Raw genomic sequence first — 17,905 nt, forward strand, 5'->3', positions numbered from 1 at the left:
TAGAAATGGAGGTAGCCATATAGTGAGACATAACGACAGAATCAGCTCTTTATTTATTTTCTCAAGAAAGAAATAAGCCTAATCATAGATGAGAGATCTTGCATCTGCTTAGTTTTTTATTGGCGGCAAGGGGTGAGACGGTTCTGAATCAGCTGGGCAATGGCTTGGACAATAATGCGGTGTTCTTGAATTTGAATGCGTCGATGTAAGCTGGCTGGGGTGTCTTCGGGATAAACCGGAACTGCCGCTTGAATCAAAATGGGGCCGCTGTCAACTTCTAAGCGAACGATATGCACCGTGCAGCCTGAAATTTTGACCTGATGCTCAAGGGCCTGCTCAATGGCTCGTATCCCTGGAAAACTAGGTAAAAGACTGGGGTGAATATTGATCATGCGATCCGGGAAAGCGTCAATCAGAACTTGAGTGACTCGACGCATCCATCCCACCATAACGACCCAGTCCACGTCTGCCTCTCGCAAACGGTCAACGATCTGCTGATCAAAGACCTCCCGCGTTGAAAAATGGCGATGATTGATGAGGTGGGTGGGGATCTGACGTTCCTGGGCCCGCTGGGCAACGGGGGCATCGGGATTGTTATAAATAACCACCTGGATGTGGGCGGCCAGATGATGTTGGGCAATGGCATCTGCGATCGCAACAAAGTTACTCCCGGTTCCCGAGGCCATAATCCCCAGTTTTAGAGGGGGAGACGAAGATAACTTCTCTAGGGATATCTCATCAGGAGAGACCAGAGCTGGAGACACAGATTCTGAAGCAGAAAAACTCATAGGGTTGGAGAAGCCAGGGTCAGTGCCTGTCTAAAATACTGCGGGAATACCCCAGGGATCTTAGGCAAAATCAGAACTTACAACAGAATCAAGTTTTGGTATTCCGCCAGCGGTGTAATAAGGCAGGTAAATCAAGCTTGATATTCTTGCGAGTTGTGGCTGTATCTTCAGACAAACAAGTTTGAGACAGGGCTGCGATCGCATCATCCAATTTTTCTGGTAAAGGCAACTCAGGACCTTTGCGATCCGCCAACAAATGTTCGAGGATTTGCTTCATCTGGGCAACGGTTTGCTCGGCCGTAAAAGAGCGATCTTTCCAATGTTGGACCGCAGTTTCATACTCACTGGCCTGCTGGGCCTGGTGCAAAATTTGTTCCTGCATCTCCGCCACCTGCTGCTCTAATTCTTCAGAGCGTTTCTGAAGAGATTGGGCCTGTTCCGCAAACTCCTGAGTGGAATGTTGGAACTGCGCTTGCACAATAGACTGATTAGATAGCTGGGTTTCTAGGTCAGCGATTTTATTTTGGGCTTTTAAGAGGCTAGAACTTAAGCTCTGAATCGCTTGGTTTTTATGGGAATCCGACTTATCCGCATTTTTCAGAGAGGCAATGATATCTTGCTGAGTGGCATAGCTTTCCCGAGCTTGCTGCAGCTGCACTTCTAAGGTTTGAATATCTGCTTCACATTCCCGTAACTGGGTGCGCAGCCGCTCTGCAGTCGTTTGGGCAATGATCCGCTGTTGGGTCTCATGCACTGCTGTCTTTTGCGACGACTGGATTTGCAAGGATAGCCTTTCGGCTTGATCTTGTAACCGTTCTAAAGCCGTGCGTTCTTCCGCAAACTGATCTTGGAGTTTAGATAGTTCTGCTTCTTGAAAGCGCAGGCTCGTATCTTTATCCGCCAACCGATTGGTTAAATCGATCTTGGCTTGTCGCAAATTTTCCAGCTCTTGCTGGATTTGCTCTCGATTGGTGAGCTGATCTTGCAGAGTAATAACCGCTTGTTTCTGAATATGGGAAAACTCTTCGGTTGTCGCCAATTGTTCTTCCAAAAAGGCTTGATCCATTAATTTGGACTTCAGTTCGTCAATATATAGCTGACATTGTTCTAAGGCTTGTTCTAAAAGCTGAATTCTTTGCTGGGGACCAGTGGTTTCTTGGTCCGTTTTCGTCGCAGGGGCATTGTCCTCTACTTCAGCAGGGGAAATCTCAAGGGACATCTCTGACAACTCCTGCGGTATGACAACGGCTTCTTCCACTCCCACGGCAGTTTGGGACTGTGAGGTGCCTTCAGTGGCACCCTGATTTACCCAATTGATTTCTAGTTGCTCTGCCAACGTAAGGCTCCCACAAGTTGACCGTTGCTTGGTGCAATTCAATGTGGTTTAGTTTAACAGTTGACTCGTAAAGCTTTCGATAAGCTCAGCCTTTTTTTAAAAATGCTAAGGGAGTTATCCCCTTAAAGGCTATAGCGTTTGCTGTTCATTGAGGGACCAGCGATGTTCTACGGTCCGGTCCGATTGGCTGCATCGATCTTCTAAAGTTTTTTGATAGGCCAAGGCTTTGCGCAGGGAGACAACCACTTGTTTCGCCTGGTTATATTCTCCAGACGCCGGGTTCAAAGACGGCAAGGTCTGCCGTTCTAAGATCTGGAGCAAAAGCTCATAATGGATATGTGAAGGCAGTGGAACTATCCCCATAACCGACCTGTATTATTGAATAGGTTCAACGGGTAACTGTTAAATAGTGATGCTAGCTGGCCGCTCATAAGAGTCAAATCATCTTCAATAGACTGAAGGGGCTGAATCGATTTAGGAAAAAAGAGCAGAAATTTTAGCTTGCATTTGTTCTGTTTCACTATGGGTAGATGCATTGCCCGTTTCTTTTACTAAGGATTCCCCAATTAAGACCGCACCTGCCCCTGCCTGCTTGACTTGGGCCAGGTCTGCGGAGGTATGTAAACCTGACTCACTGACCACTAAGATATCTTGGTCTTGAAGAGAGGTTCCCTGCTGAGCCAGTAATTGGCAGGTGACCTCTAAATCGACTGTAAACGTCTCTAAATCCCGGTTATTGATACCGATAAGCTCAATTCCAGGAATATCCATGACTCTCTCTAACTCTGGGAGGGTATGCACCTCAACTAAGGCAGTCATCCCTAAAGATTTAATAATCTTGAGAAAATAGGTGAGGTCTTGATCGCTCAAAATGGCGGCAATCAGCAAAACTGCATCTGCTCCCCGAGATCGCGCTAGATAAATTTGGTAGGGATAGATCACAAATTCTTTGCAAAGCAAGGGAAGGCTGACGGCGGCACGAATCTGTTGTAAATAATCAAAGCTGCCCTGGAAAAATTCTGCATCTGTCAATACCGATAGACACGAAGCCCCAGCGGCTTCATAGGCCTGAGCAATGGCAACAGGATCGAAGTTTTCCCGCAGCACGCCTTTGCTGGGCGATGCTTTTTTGACTTCAGCAATTAGGGCAGGCTGGGTCTTGCCATGCTTTAACGCATCCAGGAAGGATAGGGGGGGCTCACAATTGGCAACTTGCTTGCGTAAATCTAGAAGGGAGACAGAGTCCCGCATCTGCTCGACTTCCGTTTCTTTGAACCAAACAATCTTTTCTAGGATATTGCGAGGTTCATTTTCAGGGGTTTTAACCTGATATTGTAACTCTTGAACATTAACGGCCACACTGGGGGGACGACGGCGAATTTGCATGGAGACCAAAACAGCTAGGGTCCAACAATTATAACGATTTAAGCACCCCCCTTACTGTTCCAGGGCTTTTAGCGAGAACAGATTGCCATCAATGGGCGAAGCCTGTGGCTGCTCGCTTGAAGGCCTCATCGATCACTTCAGAAATGGTCGGATGGGTATGTACCAAATGGCTTAAGCTCTGGACTGGTTGCCCTTGAGCAACGGCATTAGAGACTTCATGAATCAGATCGGCGGCATGGAGACCAATAATATGCCCCCCTAAAATCTCCCCTGTGTCTTCACGGTAGATTAATTTGGCGAGGCCATCTGCCTCACTTTCTGCCAGGGCTTTGGAATTGGCCTTGAAATAGGACCGGACTGTGTTTATTTTAAATCCTTCCGTTTTGGCCAACTCTTTGGCTTGGGGTTCCGTTAAACCGACAAAACTAATTTCAGGATGGGTGAAAGCAGCGGCAGGAATACTGCGGTAATTAACATCCCGAGGACGTTCGCAAATATTCTCCACGACTACAATTCCTTGGGCAGAAGCGGCATGAGCCAGCATCATTTTGCCCGTGGCATCACCAATGGCATAGACGTGGGGGACCACTTCTCCTTGGCTCAACACCTGCATCCGATCGTTGACGGGGATAAAGCCTCGTCGATCCGTATCGACACTAATGGCCTCTAGTCCCAAATTATCCGTGGCTGGAATTCGCCCGGTTGCCACTAAGCAAGCATCTACTTCTAAGACCTCAACCACTTCTTTGGTCTTGACATCCGCTAGCTCAATCACAACGGGAGAACCGGGGGTCACCTTCTTAGCTAAGCGACCCGCATGGGTGTCAATATCTCGCGGATCGATTAAAACGCGTTTGGCAATTTTGGCAATATCCGGGTCAAAGGTGGGCATTAACGTATCGAGAGCTTCGATAATCGTCACTTCACTGCCCAAGGCGGTGTAGACATCGGAAAATTCGAGGCCAATATAGCCGCTACCGATAATCGCGACCCAATCAGGGAGCCAAGACAAACGAATGGCATCGTCACTGGTAAAGACGGTTCGGCCATCAATTTCGATTCCTGGGGGAACCCACGGTACTGAACCACTGGCGATGATAATGTCACGGGAAGTAATGGTCTGCTCACCTGCGTCGGACTTGACGACCACTTTTTGGTTACCGATGACTTTGCCCCAGCCGTGAATAATCTCGACTTTTAGGCGAGTGAGGCTATTGGTGAGATTGCCGCGAATGGTATCGACAAGGTTATCAGCATGGGCCGCAATTTGGCCCCGGTCGAAGTTCACTTGACCCAGTTGAATGCCTAGGGATTGCAGATGATGTTGATCGCGGAGTTCGCGCACCCGTCCGGACGCTGCTAACAAGGCTTTAGAGGGGATGCAGCCCCGATTTACACAGGTACCTCCCATATCTGCAGCTTCAATAATGGCAGTTTTCAGACCACAGTCTACTGCATGCAAAGCCGCACCATGACCGCCAACACCAGCGCCAATAATTACCAGGTCATAGTCAAATTGTTGGGTCACGTTGCTCTCCCGATCAGGAATCAATTCGGCGGGTTAGATGATTATTCATCTAACTTACATTCCCTATTGTTCACTGGAGCCGGGGCTTTAAGCAAGCGGGTGAGCGCTCATGGGGTTAAAATCTGCAAACGTCGGTCAATCTTGCAGGTATGGGTTTGATCTGCAATAGCGGCAAACAGGGTATGCGCCTGCTTGAAATCCGCAATGGCGGCCTGACGATTGCCGTTCAACACTTGGGCACTGGCCCGATTGAAATAAGCCCGGGCATGGTCGGGATCTCGTTTAAGAATTTCGGAGTATTCCATAATCGCCCCCTGAAAATCCCCTAGAGCAAAGTGGGCATTGCCCTTACCAAAATAGATCTCTAGGACGTCGGTTTTCAGATGGAGAGCTGCCTGAAAATCACTGAGGGCCGCTTGCTTTTTCCCCAGTTGTAGGTAAGCATTGCCTCGATTGTGGAGTGCAGAGGCATTATTGGGGGCTTTCTCCAGAATGGCATTGAAAGATGCGATCGCATTTTGTAACCGCATTTCTTGGGTGGAGTCTAACCCTTGCTGGAATTGCTGATCTGGTTCAGTCACCGACAAGAACTCCGCATTTAAATAATTGAAGTCTAAAGGTCGGATAGCGGGCTTTGTAGCGGTCGATCGGGCTGGTGGGGCAGGAGAACGGGAGGCGGCCGTTGTCGGGATATTCGCTGTGGCCGTTGCCAATGGCCTAGGGGGCCGCTGCTCCACCGAGAGAGGCAAAAACTCTCCCTCAAAAAGGAGGTATCTGAGGCAAGTCATGAGTCCCAAGTACAGCATCCATACCCCTAAAAAAGGCCGATTACCATACCAGATCAAACCCAGGGCAATCGCTGCGCCACCTGCAATATAAGCCCCGTAGACATCATGGCCCGCTAGGGGATGTTGCTTGCGGGTCCACTCCCACTGCAGCCCCCTGAAAATATAGCCACCATTCAGGGGCACGAGGGGGACCAGAGAAAACATGGCTAGGACGAAGTTAAATTCTTTGATGTGATTCAAAGAAATAATCGCCGTCCCTCCCAGGTTCAAGGATAAGTTGCCGAGTAGATTGAGGCCTGCATATAAGATAAAGTTCACCAGGGTTCCTGCAAAGTAAACTTCTAGCATTTGCAAGGGATGGGCAAAGGTCTGATCGGTCTTAGCGACGGATCCCAGCCCCCGAATGTAAACCCCTTGGACCGAGATTTGATAATGCTTCGCTGCCAGGGCTCGACTCATCTCATGGATAAAGATGGAGAGGGGTAGGGCAAAGCTGACAATGACGCCGATAGCTAGACCCAATTCGGGGTGAAAGGCTTGACTCATCCGAGCCAAATACATCGACCCAAGGGCAATCGCAACTAAGCAAGTCAGATCTGCATAAAGGGGAATACCTGCAACGGCTCCAATTCGCCAGGGGTGAATGAATAGGTGCAGGATTTTTCGGATGTTCACGCTGTGATAGGCAAGTCAATAAAACAGCGATACGCTAGATGCGATCGCTGAGGGGTATGCATAGATGTCATGGAACCAAGCTCAGGTGCTCTATGGCTTGATTTGCAACAAAATTGACCTAATTGGCTGTAACCGCAAACTTTTGCTCAAATTCTTGGCGGTCAGCACAAATTTTGAAAATCTGGTCCATTTTGGTCAATTCAAAAATAATGCGCACCTGATCGTTCAGGGAGCATAGAAACATTTCGCCACCTCCAGCACGAACTGCTTTGAGCGTTGCGACTAAAGCGCCAATCGCCGAACTGTTCATGAAGGTAACGTCTTGCAAATCTACGAGGATGGTTTTGACGCCTTCGGTCATCACATCAGTGATTTCGCGGCGCAACTGATTAGCACTGATTCCATCTAGTAGTTCTGTGGGTTGGACAACTTTATGGCTCATCTCTGGTGAACTCCTCGTTCAGTTCTGTATGGATTTGGTTAGGGATTGGGCAAACTGGATAGACCGACCAGTCGCCCGAAATCAGGCGTTGTATACTCAGAATTCCCCATTCTTGAACCAAGGGAACATCCGGGTCCTAAATTTCAAAACCCCGGGCCGATTTTGTAGAGATACTGATAATTGAAAGCCAGGCTTGCGATTGGTTTGGGTCTGTCATTCGTCAGTGATAAATGGTCGAAAATGGTGCGTAATATCTTTGTTGAAAGAATGAAGAGTTGCTGAGTAAATGATTTGTAAACTAGGCTTGAAGAGACAGAATTAATTTACCTACTCTGAAGGTAAATCCAGTGCCCCCCACAAATGCTAAAAGATACGCCAGCATGAACCAAAAATTAGGCCAACGCAGATGGGTCAGACAGCTCTCCGCACTCGTGGTAGGTGTTGTCCTGTCCCAGCCTCTACCGGTATTGGCTGAGTCTAAAGACGAAAACGTATCCTACAGCGACTTTATTGAGCATATCGAGGCTCGTAGGATTAAGACTGCCAAGATCTACGAAAAACAACGGATTGCCGAATTCAAGCTCAAAGGCCAGCCCGAAGACGCTGAGTATTCCAAAGTCATTTTGTTTGATAAGGATCCAGAGTTATTCAGCATCCTGCGCGAGAACAAGGTTGACTTTGAACAAGTCCCTGATCCAGGGGAAAACCCCCTATTGGGCATCTTGTCTCAATTTCTGCTCTTTATCTTTATTATTTTTCTGTTTCTTGTATTCTTACGGCGAACAGCCGGATCGAGCAGTGGTCCAGGCCAGATTCTTAACTTTGGCAAATCCAAAGCGCGGTTCCAGATGGAATCTGAAACCGGTGTCACCTTTGTAGATGTGGCCGGGATCGAAGAAGCTAAGGAAGAACTCCAAGAAGTAGTGACCTTCTTAAAGCAGCCCGAACGATTTACGGCGGTGGGGGCTCGCATTCCCAGGGGCGTGTTGCTGATTGGTCCTCCTGGAACGGGGAAAACTCTGTTAGCTAAAGCGATTTCTGGAGAGGCAGGGGTGCCTTTCTTCAGTATTTCTGGCTCCGAATTTGTGGAGATGTTTGTTGGGGTCGGAGCCTCTCGGGTCCGCGATCTGTTCAAAAAGGCAAAAGAGAATGCCCCGTGCTTAGTCTTTATCGACGAAATTGATGCGGTCGGTCGCCAGCGAGGTGCTGGGATTGGCGGGGGCAATGATGAACGGGAACAGACCCTCAACCAGTTGCTGACCGAAATGGATGGTTTTGAGGGGAATACCGGCATCATTATTATTGCCGCCACTAACCGTCCAGATATTCTCGATACCGCTCTTTTGCGTCCCGGTCGTTTTGATCGACAAGTCACGGTGGATTTACCGGCCTTTAAAGGCCGACTCGGTATTCTAGAAGTCCATAGCCGGGAGAAGAAAATGTCTCCCCAGGTCTCCCTCGAAGCGATTGCTCGTCGTACTCCAGGGTTCTCTGGCGCGGCGTTGGCGAACCTCTTGAATGAGGCGGCAATCTTAACGGCTCGGCGTCGGAAGGATGCCATCACTGAGCTAGAAGTGGATGATGCTATTGATCGGATCACCATTGGCTTGGCAATGGCTCCCCATTTAGACAGTAAAAAGAAATGGCTGATTGCCTACCATGAAGTAGGTCATGCCTTGTTAGAAACCCTGTTAAAGGATGCTGACCCCCTCAATAAAGTGACCATCTTGCCTCGTTCGGGGGGGATCGGTGGCTTCTCTCAACCCATTTATAACGAAGAGCGGGTAGATAGTGGCTTATACACCCGGGCTTTTATTATTGATCAAATCACCATTTTGCTGGGAGGACGGGCTGCTGAGGTAGAAGTCTTTGGCGATGCCGAAGTCACTATTGGTGCGAGTAGCGATATTAAGCAAGTGGCGAGTCTAACTCGGGAAATGGTCACTCAGTTGGGCATGTCTGACCTCGGCTACGTCGCACTTGAAAGCGGCAACGGGGGAGATGTCTTTTTAGGTGGCGACTGGGGAAATCGGGCTGAATATTCCCAGGAAATGGCCGTCCAAATTGACCGCCAAGTTCGAGATATTGTCATGTACTGCTACGAAAAAGCGCGACGCATGCTCCGCGAAAATCGTAGTTTAGTCGACAAACTGGTAGAAGTGCTGCTGGAGCGGGAAACCATCGAAGGAGATGAATTCCGTCAAATCGTAGTGGATTATGGTCAGGCGGTAGACAAGAAGCCTATTCTGCCCGAGCCATTGCCGTCGTTACCGATCTTGTCCTAACCACTGCCGGGGTGTTGAGGCGTGTGAGTGCTCGCTCTGCATATTTGCTGGTGGCCCATGGGAGTCGTGATCCGCGATCGCAAGCGGCTCTGCACCAATTGGGCCACCAGGTGAAACAGGCTTTGCAGTCTCGAGGAGACCAGTCTCCATGGGTCAAGACGGCTACTTTGGAATTTGGCTCTGTTCCCCTGAAACAGCAAATTTGTCATTGGGGACAGCAGCTCACCCACATTGATCAACTCGTGATTTTGCCGCTATTCCTGTTACCTGGCACCCATGTCAGAGTGGATATCCCTGACGTGGTGACGACGGTGCGCCAGTTTTTACCGCAGTCATTAGAGATTGAGGTGCGATCGCATCTAGGTAGCCATCCAAACCTTTGCCAAATCCTACGGGCTACCATGGCCGACACGGATGTGGATCGCTGGATTCTGCTGTCCCATGGCAGTCGATATCCAGGAGGGAACCAACCGGTTGAGACCCTGGCCCAACAACTAGATGCAGCGCCAGCCTACTGGTCCGTGTCTCCGAGTTTGCGACAAACGGTGACTCAAATGGCGGCTCAACCTGGGTTGAAGGTGGGTGTAAAGCCCTATTTTTTGTTTACGGGCAGTATCATAGACACCATTTCCCAGGAGGTTGATCAGCTAAAATGTGATTTTAAGCACATAAATTTAACTTTTTCTTCACCTTTAGAACCCAGTGCTCCTCTCGTTCATTTAATTCAAGAGTTAATAACTGCCTGATTGTTTTACCCTCTTTTTCAGGTTGTCTATGACCACTGATTTTCCCCAGCCGCCAGCCACTTGTTTTGGGAAAGTATATCTTGTGGGAGCGGGACCCGGTGACCCCGGATTACTCACGCTCAAAGGTAAGACACTTCTAGAATGTGCTGATGTGGTGATCTATGATGCCCTCGTTAGCCCAGAAATTCTGGCTATGATTGGTGATCAAGCCGAGAAGATTCATGCCGGTAAACGTCGCGGGCAGCATTCTCTGTTACAAGCAGAAACTACCCAGTTGCTGATTGATAAAGCCCAAACCCATGCCGTCGTCGTCCGACTCAAGGGGGGAGACCCCTTTGTCTTTGGCCGGGGAGGAGAAGAAATGGAAGATTTAATCCAAGCAGGGGTTTCTGTAGAAATTATTCCAGGGATTACAGCGGGTATTGCGGCACCTGCCTATGCCGGTATTCCGGTCACCCATCGCAACTACAGTTCCTCCGTTACCTTTGTGACTGGCCATGAACCGATCGACAAATATCGACCTCGGGTCAATTGGCGAGCCATGGCGGAGGCATCCGAAACCCTGGTGATTTATATGGGGGTGCATAATCTGTCCCATATTTTGTCTGAACTGGACGCGGCAGGAAAAGACCCAGATACCCCCATTGCATTAGTTCGTTGGGGGACTCGCCCCGATCAAGAAGAACTCGTGGGGACCTTGGCCACCATTCTCAGCCAAATGGAAGCGGCTCAATTTGAGGCTCCGGCTGTGGCCGTCATTGGAAATGTGGTCAATCTTCATCCCCTATTGGCCGAGAGTCGCCCAAAGGTAATTCCTAGGCAGTAGAGTATTAAACGACCGCTATTGCAGGCTGGTGTCGTGACGACTGAGATTGCTCAACGAATTATTGTGCCGTTAGATGTGCCTTCAGAGGCAGATGCGATCGCATTGATCGATCAGATTCCCCAAGTTCAATTTTGGAAAGTCGGTTTAGAGCTGTTTGTGAGCTGTGGCCCCAGTATCTTAGAGCAGCTTAAACAGCGCCAAAAAAAGGTTTTTCTCGATCTAAAATTTCACGATATTCCCAATACTGTGGCTGGTGCTTGCCGGTCTGCTGCCACTTATGGCGTGGATCTACTCACGATTCATGCCACAGCAGGTCGTCCTGCCCTCTCTGCTGCGCAACAGGCTTTACAAGAAGGCGCTCAATCGGCTCAAACGGCTCCTCCGAAGTTGATTGCGATTACAGTATTGACCAGTCTCTCTCTCCGCGAGCTGGCCTTGGACTTAAAAATACCCCTGGAACTTCCCGAGTATGCCTTGCAAATGGGTCTGTTGGCTCAAGAGTCAGGTCTAAATGGGATCGTCTGTTCGCCTCACGAAGCAGAACAAATGCGTCAGGTATGCGGGGATGAATTTCTCATCGTTTGTCCAGGCGTGCGCCCTCCAGGATCAGTGACAGGTGATCAAAAACGGGCTATGACACCCACTGCAGCCATGCAAGCAGGGGCCAACTATTTGGTCATTGGTCGCCCGATCACGACTGCTACTGATCCTCAACAGGCCTTTCAACAGATCTGTACCGATTTAGTTAGCGCTTGATAGCAAAAACGGCTGGCTTCTATCGTGTTTTAGCTGTCAAGCGTCGTCATTACCGATCGGAATTGACTGATGGATGTTAGATGCTCTGTTTGAGTGTGGGACGAAAGTGGGTGTACTAAACATGAGTGCGAGTGTCGATGCCCATGTCCTGTGATTTAGGGAGCCCGTAATTTCGCGACGATGACCTACAGCTTAAGGATTTTAGACTTACCCGAAAGCGATCGCCCTCGTGAACGTCTTATTGCCCAAGGGGCTAAATATTTGACTCATGCAGAGTTACTGGCCATACTCCTCGGGACAGGCCAAGGACCAGGCAAGTTGTCTGCGGTAGGTTTAGGTCAGCATGTTCTGCAGCATTTCAGCGAACATCAGCAAGATCCACTTACGGTTCTGAGGGATGTCAATGCGTCTGAACTCACCACTATTCAAGGTATAGGTCCTGCGAAGGCGACGACCATCCTGGCTGCAATTGAATTAGGGAAAAGAATTTGCCAAGCTCGTCCGCCTGAATTGACTGTGATAGATGATCCAGCCGTTGCTGCTGCGGCCTTAGCCGGTGAGTTAATGTGGCAATCTCAAGAACGTTTTGCCGTACTTCTGCTAGATGTCAAGCATCGGTTACTCGGAACGCAAGTGGTGAGTATTGGCACTGCGACGGAAACCCTAGCCCATCCCCGCGATATTTTTCGAGAAATTATCCGTAAGGGAGCAACCCGAGCCATTGTGGCCCATAACCATCCATCGGGGCAGACGGATCCTAGCCCTGAAGATCTTGAATTGACTCAGCAGCTGCTCTCAGGTGCGCAAATTTTAGGCTTACCTTTACTGGATCATCTCATTTTGGGGAACGGTGACTTTACCAGCCTTCGCCAAACGACATCTCTGTGGAACGATTGTCCTCAAGACCTATAGTTCTATATTTCTGCGCCAGTCATAGACTTAAATACCCTCAATTTTCAAGGCACAAAGTCTTTAGAGAATAGGGCTGCCTTGTACGATATGATGATTGAGGGTCACTACTGGCTTGACTATAGACTATACATTGAACATAAGGATAAGACGCAGTGATTAGAGTAGCGATCAACGGGTTCGGGAGAATTGGACGAAATTTTATGCGTTGTTGGCTTTTACGGCCGAACAGCAACATCGAGATTGTCGGATTAAATGATACTTCTGACCCCAAAACAAATGCCCACCTGTTGACCTATGACTCCATGCTGGGTCGTTTAGATGCAGACATTAAAGCAGTCGATAACACGATTGTCGCGAATGGCCATGTCATTAAATGTGTCTCTGATCGGAACCCTGCTAACCTGCCTTGGAAAGATTGGGACATCGATCTAGTGATCGAATCTACAGGCGTGTTTGTCACCAAAGAAGGAGCGAGCAAGCATATTGAAGCTGGCGCCAAAAAAGTATTAATCACAGCCCCTGGTAAGGGTGGTGTGGGTATGTATGTGGTTGGGGTAAACCATGAGGATTATGATCCCAGCGAGCCCATTCTCAGTAATGCCAGTTGTACAACCAACTGTTTGGCCCCTGTGGTTAAAATCTTGCATGAGCAGTTTGGAATTGTTCATGGCTTGATGACCACCACTCACAGCTACACTGGCGACCAGCGCATTCTAGATGCCAGCCACCGAGATTTGCGACGGGCTCGTGCTGCTGCAGTTAACATTGTGCCAACTTCCACTGGTGCTGCCAAAGCAGTGGGTACTGTGATTCCTGCACTGCAAGGGAAGCTCAACGGTATTGCCTTGCGGGTGCCAACCCCTAACGTGTCAGTTTGTGACTTTGTTGCCCAAACTGAGAAGCCAGCGATTGCTGAGTCTGTTAATGAAGTTCTTAAGCAAGCGTCTGAAAGCTCAATGAAAGGAATCATTGCTTTCAACGAAGAGCCTTTGGTCTCAGGTGACTTCAAGGGACATGATTGTTCTTCTATTGTTGATGGTTCCCTTACCATGGGCATGGGCGGCAACATGATCAAGGTTGTAGCTTGGTATGACAATGAGTGGGGTTATAGTCAGCGCGTGCTTGACCTAGCTGAGTATGTTGCTCAGAAGTGGTAAATCTCACGCTCTGGGTTCTTGATGCCAGAGTACAATGATTCAAATAAAACCCCTCATCTGGAAATAGGTGAGGGGTTTCTATGTGTAGCAAGATCTATCTGTTGAACTGTGCGTCAAACATCCTTCTGAAAGGATGCTTATGAGCCCATTCGGCTAGCTGTTGCCAGTGATCGCTTTTTGGGTTCAATGGTGGCTGTCAAAGCTTCATTCAAGGGAGCGCGACCAAAACGCTGTTCCAAAATATTCATCACCTCTCGCCCAAAATCATTGGGACTTTGCTTCCAAGCTTGGAGACATACTTCTCCAAATACCGAACCCATGGGCTCAGGATTCCAAAGCAATTTCTTGGCCGTCCAAGGCATGAGACTCATGGGGTTATAGCCAGGCTTCAAAATATTGTTGTCAAAGGCATATTCTTCGAGATGGGTATGGGGTTGTAGGCCAATAAAAAAAATGGCTGGTTCGACCTTATCTGCTCCAAAGATCTTTTCTAGTTCTCGATGATAGGCAATTGTCTGGCGAATCGTTTCTGGACGCTCATCGATGACATTGAAAGAATAATTGACAGAGACTAAATCATTGAAGCCAGCCGTTTTTAGATCTCGGCAGTTTTGCAGCACGGTTCGTAAGTTATATCCCATCCGCATTTTGCGAACCAGTTCTTGAGAGCCACTGGTGATCCCAATCTCAAAATAATTCATCCCTGTTTTGACCATCAGATCACAGAGTTCAGGGGTGAGATTGTCAGCGCGAATATAGGCAGCCCAATGAATGTCGGTCAAACCAGCATCGATGATTTTTTGTAGTAACTCAATCGCGTCAGGAATATATCGTCGTGCTGGGATGAATTGAGCGTCGGTAAACCAGAAGTTACGAATGCCGCGATTGTACAGCTGCTGCATTTCAGCAACGACTTCTTCAGCGGGATTGACTCGGACGCGCTTACCTTCAATGACGGTGTAGACGCAATAGCAACAGTTGTGAGGGCATCCTCGCTTGGTTTGAACACCCATGTAGAAGTCTTGAGACTCAAAATAATATTCAAAATCAGGCCAAATACTCGCAATGTATGGATAATCGCAGGCCGTTTTGTCGATCTCGGTGGGCCATTCATGGATCATGCGATCTCGGGGAGCTTTCTCGCCTACTACATAGCATCGTTCATCTCGAAATTCTTGCCCTGTCAACAGTTTCTCTAATAGGACCTCTCCCTCGCCCACAGAGACAATGCTCCCTTTCGGCAGCTGAGTTCCTAACTGTTCATAAAAAACGCTGACTGCACCACCTCCAACTACCGTCTGAGCTTCAGAATGATATCGCTGGGCTCGCTTGAGTCCTCGCTTGATTAGCCCTGAATTTCTCCATAACTCTGCGTAGTAGGCAATAAACACCCTTAATCCACCAAAAGCACCTTTGAGCTTTGTCCAAGGGTTTTTACCGTAGTACAGCTCAAAGGCATGTTGTAGGGGATTGCCACCTCTACCACCTACAGGAGCGTAAATTTGGATGTCTCGCCAGGAAAAAACAAGGAGATCAGGCTGGAAGTCATCTATACAGCGATCCAATGCTGGCTTGAAGTCCAGGGGAGGGACGGTGCCTAAATCAAAGATACGTTGCTCGACATGAGGTAGACATTTGTGAATATGATCGGCGAGGTAAACGACCCCAATGGGAAAAATGGGATTACAAGGTAGACGAATGTATAGGATTCGAGGATTGTTCATCACGCCTTGAGAGAACGTTAAGGTATAAGGTGATTAACACCTAGGTTATATATCTTAATCATAGTACTGAGTTGCCCTAGAGTGTTTGTCTAGACCGATGCCTTTGCACTGACTCACCCACCGATCCCAAGATTCTTCGTTAAGATAGTTTCGATATGATCCCAACTTAACTAACAAGCATCAATTCTAAAGAAAAAGTGAAGATCATAGCTTTTTCTAAGTAGTAAATCAATTAAGTAACGATATTTACAGCGGTTTGGGATCGATGAATGTTAGCTTAAGTTTGCGTTAAATACCCATTAAAAAGACCCATAAAATTACCCTTTTCCGTGAGTTGCCATGCCACAAGTCATCGATCCCGTCCCTCCAAACGATTCAGATCTCATTGTCTGCTGTTACGTTAATTCAACGAATAAGATCCAAGTTGCTCGGATTACGAATATCCCTAACTGGTATTTTGAACGTGTTGTGTTTCCTGGCCAGCGGTTAATGTTTGAGTCTGTGCCTGAGGCTCACCTGGAGATTCACACTGGGATGATGGCAAGTGCAATCTTGTCAGATACCATTCCTTGTTATCGTCTTCGCTTACACCAAAGTGTGAGTGCGTCCAAGCAGTTTTTGCAAGGTGAAAATGAAGCGGCTGGAACCTCGGAACCTTCTAGCATGCGTAGCGTTCCTGAAGCAGCTAAGGTGTCCTAACTTTATTTCAGTTTAATCCAGTGCCTACAGCGCTATTCAATTGCATAATCCTAAGGAAAGGGGTGAGTTGAGCTCACCCCTTTCTGCTGTCTATAATTTGTGCGGTCTAAATTATTGAGGCAAATGACTCTATTCGCTGTTGATGTTCATTTCCTCAAGAACCTATTCATTGTTGTGGGGATCTTGGGAGGAGCTGCGATCTCAGATTGGTTGATGGGGCGCTGGATGCAGGGGCGTTTGAGAACGGCTCCCAAAAAAGGTCGAGCGATTTACCCCCTTTTACGACGGTGTTTGCTGTTTGGGTTAAGACTCGGGATTTGGCTAGTCGCCTTTTACAATATCTTGACGCTCATCCCTGCCCTCCAACCTATTAGACAGTTGTTTATCACTGGTCTGGCGGCTTTTCCTGACAAGTTTTGGGGAGCGTTGAATACCCCTTTTACGGATGTCGGAGAACGGAAGAATCCGATCTCCTTGTTGACGCTCATCATCTTTGTCTCAATCACTGTTTTGGTTTTTGTGGGCGCTCGGTTATGTGGTCAGTGGCTTAAGAAGAGCATTCTGCCCCAGACTCGTATGGAGCGGGGAGCTCAAGCCGCCATCTCTACTATCATCAGCTATACCTTTGGTCTGATTGGCTTCATCATTCTTCTCCAATCGGTAGGGATAGATCTGAGCTCATTGGCTGTTATTGCTGGTGTTTTGGGTTTGGGTTTAGGTTTTGGTTTGCAAGAGCTAGCCAGTAACTTCGTGAGTGGTTTGACCCTATTACTGGAACAGCAAATCCGGGTCGGAGATTTTGTAGAAGTAGATGGTTTGTTAGGGACTATTGAGCGAATTTCTATTCGTTCGACGATTGTTCGGACTCAAGATCGGCTGTTTGTTGTAGTGCCTAATCAACGGTTTTTTGCTAAAAACGTCATCAATTGGACTTACCAAACGCCAGAAAGTCGCTTGCATATTCCTGTGAGTGTTGCCTATGGTACCGATACGGTTTTAGTGACAGAAGCCTTATTGATTGCAGCGCGGTCAGAATCGCGAGTTTTAAAGTACCCTCCTCCGCAGGTATGGTTCAAATCTTTTGGGGATGATGCTTATAAATTTGAATTATTGGCATGGATAAACCAGCCTTGTGATTTTGAACCTATCAAGAGTTCACTCAATTTTTTGATTGAACAAGAGTTAAATCGTAAGAACATCCAAATCCCTTTTCCCCAACGAGAGCTGTGGTTAAAGAATCCTGAAGCGTTAGCCCAGGCTTTACAACCTCAACCAGAGGCTGCTGCTCCACTGCCAACGGTTGCTAGCGGGGAGGGGCTCAAACTCAAAACGGGCATTAAAGTCACGAAGAACAGCACCTTACGGGTCTTGTTGCGTAAGGTCAGCTATTTTGAAAACTGTACGAATGCTCAATTGAGAGTATTAATTGAACAAGGATATCGACAGTTTTATGCTCCTGAACAAGTGATTTTTCGGGAAAATGAATCAGGTGAGTCCTTTTACGTTATCCTTTCAGGCCAAGTAGAAGTCTATTCTCAAAAACTCAATCGCCAAATCGCCATCTTAGGTGTTGGCGACTTTTTTGGTGAGATTTCTTTATTAACCGGGGCACCACGAACGGCAACCATGCGGGTTCTTGAAGCGACAACCTTATTTGTAGTCGATCGACAAGCGTTACAAAAATTACTCCAGAATTACAAAGCTCTAGCCGAAGAGATTGCAAAGTCTCTCTCTCAGAGGCAACAAGTGCTTGAAGAATTGGGCCTGACGCAGATTAATCCATCAGAATCGGCGGGGGACGATCCCTTTATCTGGATCCGTCGTCGTATTCAGACCTTGTTTGGGATATAAAAAGAC

The 17,905-nt window shown here is 48.0% G+C and carries 16 protein-coding genes; 8 read left to right on the forward strand and 8 right to left on the reverse strand.

What is annotated here, in order from left to right; all coding sequences use genetic code 11:
* Nucleotides 1–116: 116 nt before the first annotated feature.
* From purN to AM1_RS19760, 7 genes are all read right to left on the reverse strand, one after another.
* Nucleotides 117–788 (reverse strand): phosphoribosylglycinamide formyltransferase, encoded by a 672-nt coding sequence (gene purN, locus AM1_RS19730; protein ID WP_012164662.1) that lies wholly within the window; start codon nt 786–788, stop codon nt 117–119.
* Between the two features lie 88 nt (nt 789–876).
* On the reverse strand, nt 877–2,124 hold the full coding sequence (locus AM1_RS19735; RefSeq protein WP_012164663.1) for a coiled-coil domain-containing protein: 1,248 nt from the start codon (nt 2,122–2,124) through the stop codon (nt 877–879).
* A gap of 129 nt (nt 2,125–2,253) precedes the next feature.
* Nucleotides 2,254–2,487, reverse strand: a complete 234-nt coding sequence (locus tag AM1_RS19740) for a DUF5340 domain-containing protein (protein WP_010475367.1) — start codon at nt 2,485–2,487, stop codon at nt 2,254–2,256.
* A 111-nt stretch (nt 2,488–2,598) separates the two neighbouring features.
* Nucleotides 2,599–3,510 (reverse strand): indole-3-glycerol phosphate synthase TrpC, encoded by a 912-nt coding sequence (trpC, locus tag AM1_RS19745; protein ID WP_012164664.1) that lies wholly within the window; start codon nt 3,508–3,510, stop codon nt 2,599–2,601.
* 88 nt (nt 3,511–3,598) lie between these two features.
* On the reverse strand, nt 3,599–5,038 hold the full coding sequence (gene lpdA, locus AM1_RS19750) for a dihydrolipoyl dehydrogenase (RefSeq protein WP_012164665.1): 1,440 nt from the start codon (nt 5,036–5,038) through the stop codon (nt 3,599–3,601).
* A 107-nt stretch (nt 5,039–5,145) separates the two neighbouring features.
* Complete coding sequence (locus tag AM1_RS19755; RefSeq protein WP_012164666.1) at nt 5,146–6,501, reverse strand: tetratricopeptide repeat protein; 1,356 nt, start codon at nt 6,499–6,501, stop codon at nt 5,146–5,148.
* A 118-nt stretch (nt 6,502–6,619) separates the two neighbouring features.
* Complete coding sequence (locus AM1_RS19760) at nt 6,620–6,943, reverse strand: STAS domain-containing protein (RefSeq protein ID WP_012164667.1); 324 nt, start codon at nt 6,941–6,943, stop codon at nt 6,620–6,622.
* 380 nt (nt 6,944–7,323) lie between these two features.
* On the opposite strand from AM1_RS19760, the gene ftsH reads away from it, so the two are divergent.
* The 6 genes from ftsH (at nt 7,324) to AM1_RS19790 (ending at nt 13,625) form a co-directional block, all read left to right on the forward strand.
* Nucleotides 7,324–9,228, forward strand: coding sequence for an ATP-dependent zinc metalloprotease FtsH (gene ftsH / locus AM1_RS19765; RefSeq protein ID WP_012164668.1), 1,905 nt, complete (start codon nt 7,324–7,326; stop codon nt 9,226–9,228).
* A gap of 23 nt (nt 9,229–9,251) precedes the next feature.
* Nucleotides 9,252–9,974 (forward strand): sirohydrochlorin chelatase, encoded by a 723-nt coding sequence (locus AM1_RS19770; protein ID WP_012164669.1) that lies wholly within the window; start codon nt 9,252–9,254, stop codon nt 9,972–9,974.
* 28 nt (nt 9,975–10,002) lie between these two features.
* The gene (cobA, locus tag AM1_RS19775) at nt 10,003–10,800 is read left to right on the forward strand and encodes a uroporphyrinogen-III C-methyltransferase (protein WP_012164670.1); all 798 of its coding nucleotides are present in this window, start codon (nt 10,003–10,005) and stop codon (nt 10,798–10,800) included.
* A gap of 33 nt (nt 10,801–10,833) precedes the next feature.
* Nucleotides 10,834–11,556, forward strand: a complete 723-nt coding sequence (pyrF, locus tag AM1_RS19780; RefSeq protein WP_012164671.1) for an orotidine-5'-phosphate decarboxylase — start codon at nt 10,834–10,836, stop codon at nt 11,554–11,556.
* A gap of 180 nt (nt 11,557–11,736) precedes the next feature.
* The gene (radC, locus tag AM1_RS19785) at nt 11,737–12,468 is read left to right on the forward strand and encodes a RadC family protein (protein ID WP_012164672.1); all 732 of its coding nucleotides are present in this window, start codon (nt 11,737–11,739) and stop codon (nt 12,466–12,468) included.
* Between the two features lie 152 nt (nt 12,469–12,620).
* Nucleotides 12,621–13,625, forward strand: coding sequence for a type I glyceraldehyde-3-phosphate dehydrogenase (locus AM1_RS19790; RefSeq protein ID WP_012164673.1), 1,005 nt, complete (start codon nt 12,621–12,623; stop codon nt 13,623–13,625).
* 137 nt (nt 13,626–13,762) lie between these two features.
* Here AM1_RS19790 and AM1_RS19795 read toward each other — a convergent pair whose 3' ends face one another.
* Nucleotides 13,763–15,349: a photosystem II high light acclimation radical SAM protein gene (locus tag AM1_RS19795; RefSeq protein ID WP_012164674.1), complete on the reverse strand. Its 1,587-nt coding sequence runs from the start codon at nt 15,347–15,349 to the stop codon at nt 13,763–13,765.
* Between the two features lie 339 nt (nt 15,350–15,688).
* Between AM1_RS19795 and AM1_RS19800 the strand changes: the two genes are divergently transcribed.
* Both AM1_RS19800 and AM1_RS19805 read left to right on the forward strand, forming a co-directional pair.
* Entirely contained in the window at nt 15,689–16,048 is a 360-nt protein-coding gene (locus AM1_RS19800) for a DUF1830 domain-containing protein (protein WP_012164676.1), read from the forward strand.
* Between the two features lie 123 nt (nt 16,049–16,171).
* Nucleotides 16,172–17,899, forward strand: coding sequence for a cyclic nucleotide-binding domain-containing protein (locus AM1_RS19805; RefSeq protein WP_012164677.1), 1,728 nt, complete (start codon nt 16,172–16,174; stop codon nt 17,897–17,899).
* Nucleotides 17,900–17,905 lie beyond the last annotated feature (6 nt).

Origin of the sequence: Acaryochloris marina MBIC11017 (assembly GCF_000018105.1) — a bacterium.
In the GTDB taxonomy this organism is placed as follows: domain Bacteria; phylum Cyanobacteriota; class Cyanobacteriia; order Thermosynechococcales; family Thermosynechococcaceae; genus Acaryochloris; species Acaryochloris marina.

Bases quoted from the DNA above. Each gene is read 5' to 3' on its own strand.
- AM1_RS19805 (WP_012164677.1), top strand. From the start codon at position 16,172: ATGACTCTATTCGCTGTTGATGTTCATTTCCTCAAGAACCTATTCATT.
- radC (WP_012164672.1), top strand. From the start codon at position 11,737: ATGACCTACAGCTTAAGGATTTTAGACTTACCCGAAAGCGATCGCCCT.
- ftsH (WP_012164668.1), top strand. From the start codon at position 7,324: ATGAACCAAAAATTAGGCCAACGCAGATGGGTCAGACAGCTCTCCGCA.
- AM1_RS19800 (WP_012164676.1), top strand. From the start codon at position 15,689: ATGCCACAAGTCATCGATCCCGTCCCTCCAAACGATTCAGATCTCATT.
- AM1_RS19795 (WP_012164674.1), bottom strand. From the start codon at position 15,349: ATGAACAATCCTCGAATCCTATACATTCGTCTACCTTGTAATCCCATT.
- AM1_RS19760 (WP_012164667.1), bottom strand. From the start codon at position 6,943: ATGAGCCATAAAGTTGTCCAACCCACAGAACTACTAGATGGAATCAGT.
- cobA (WP_012164670.1), top strand. From the start codon at position 10,003: ATGACCACTGATTTTCCCCAGCCGCCAGCCACTTGTTTTGGGAAAGTA.
- trpC (WP_012164664.1), bottom strand. From the start codon at position 3,510: ATGCAAATTCGCCGTCGTCCCCCCAGTGTGGCCGTTAATGTTCAAGAG.
- AM1_RS19740 (WP_010475367.1), bottom strand. From the start codon at position 2,487: ATGGGGATAGTTCCACTGCCTTCACATATCCATTATGAGCTTTTGCTC.
- purN (WP_012164662.1), bottom strand. From the start codon at position 788: ATGAGTTTTTCTGCTTCAGAATCTGTGTCTCCAGCTCTGGTCTCTCCT.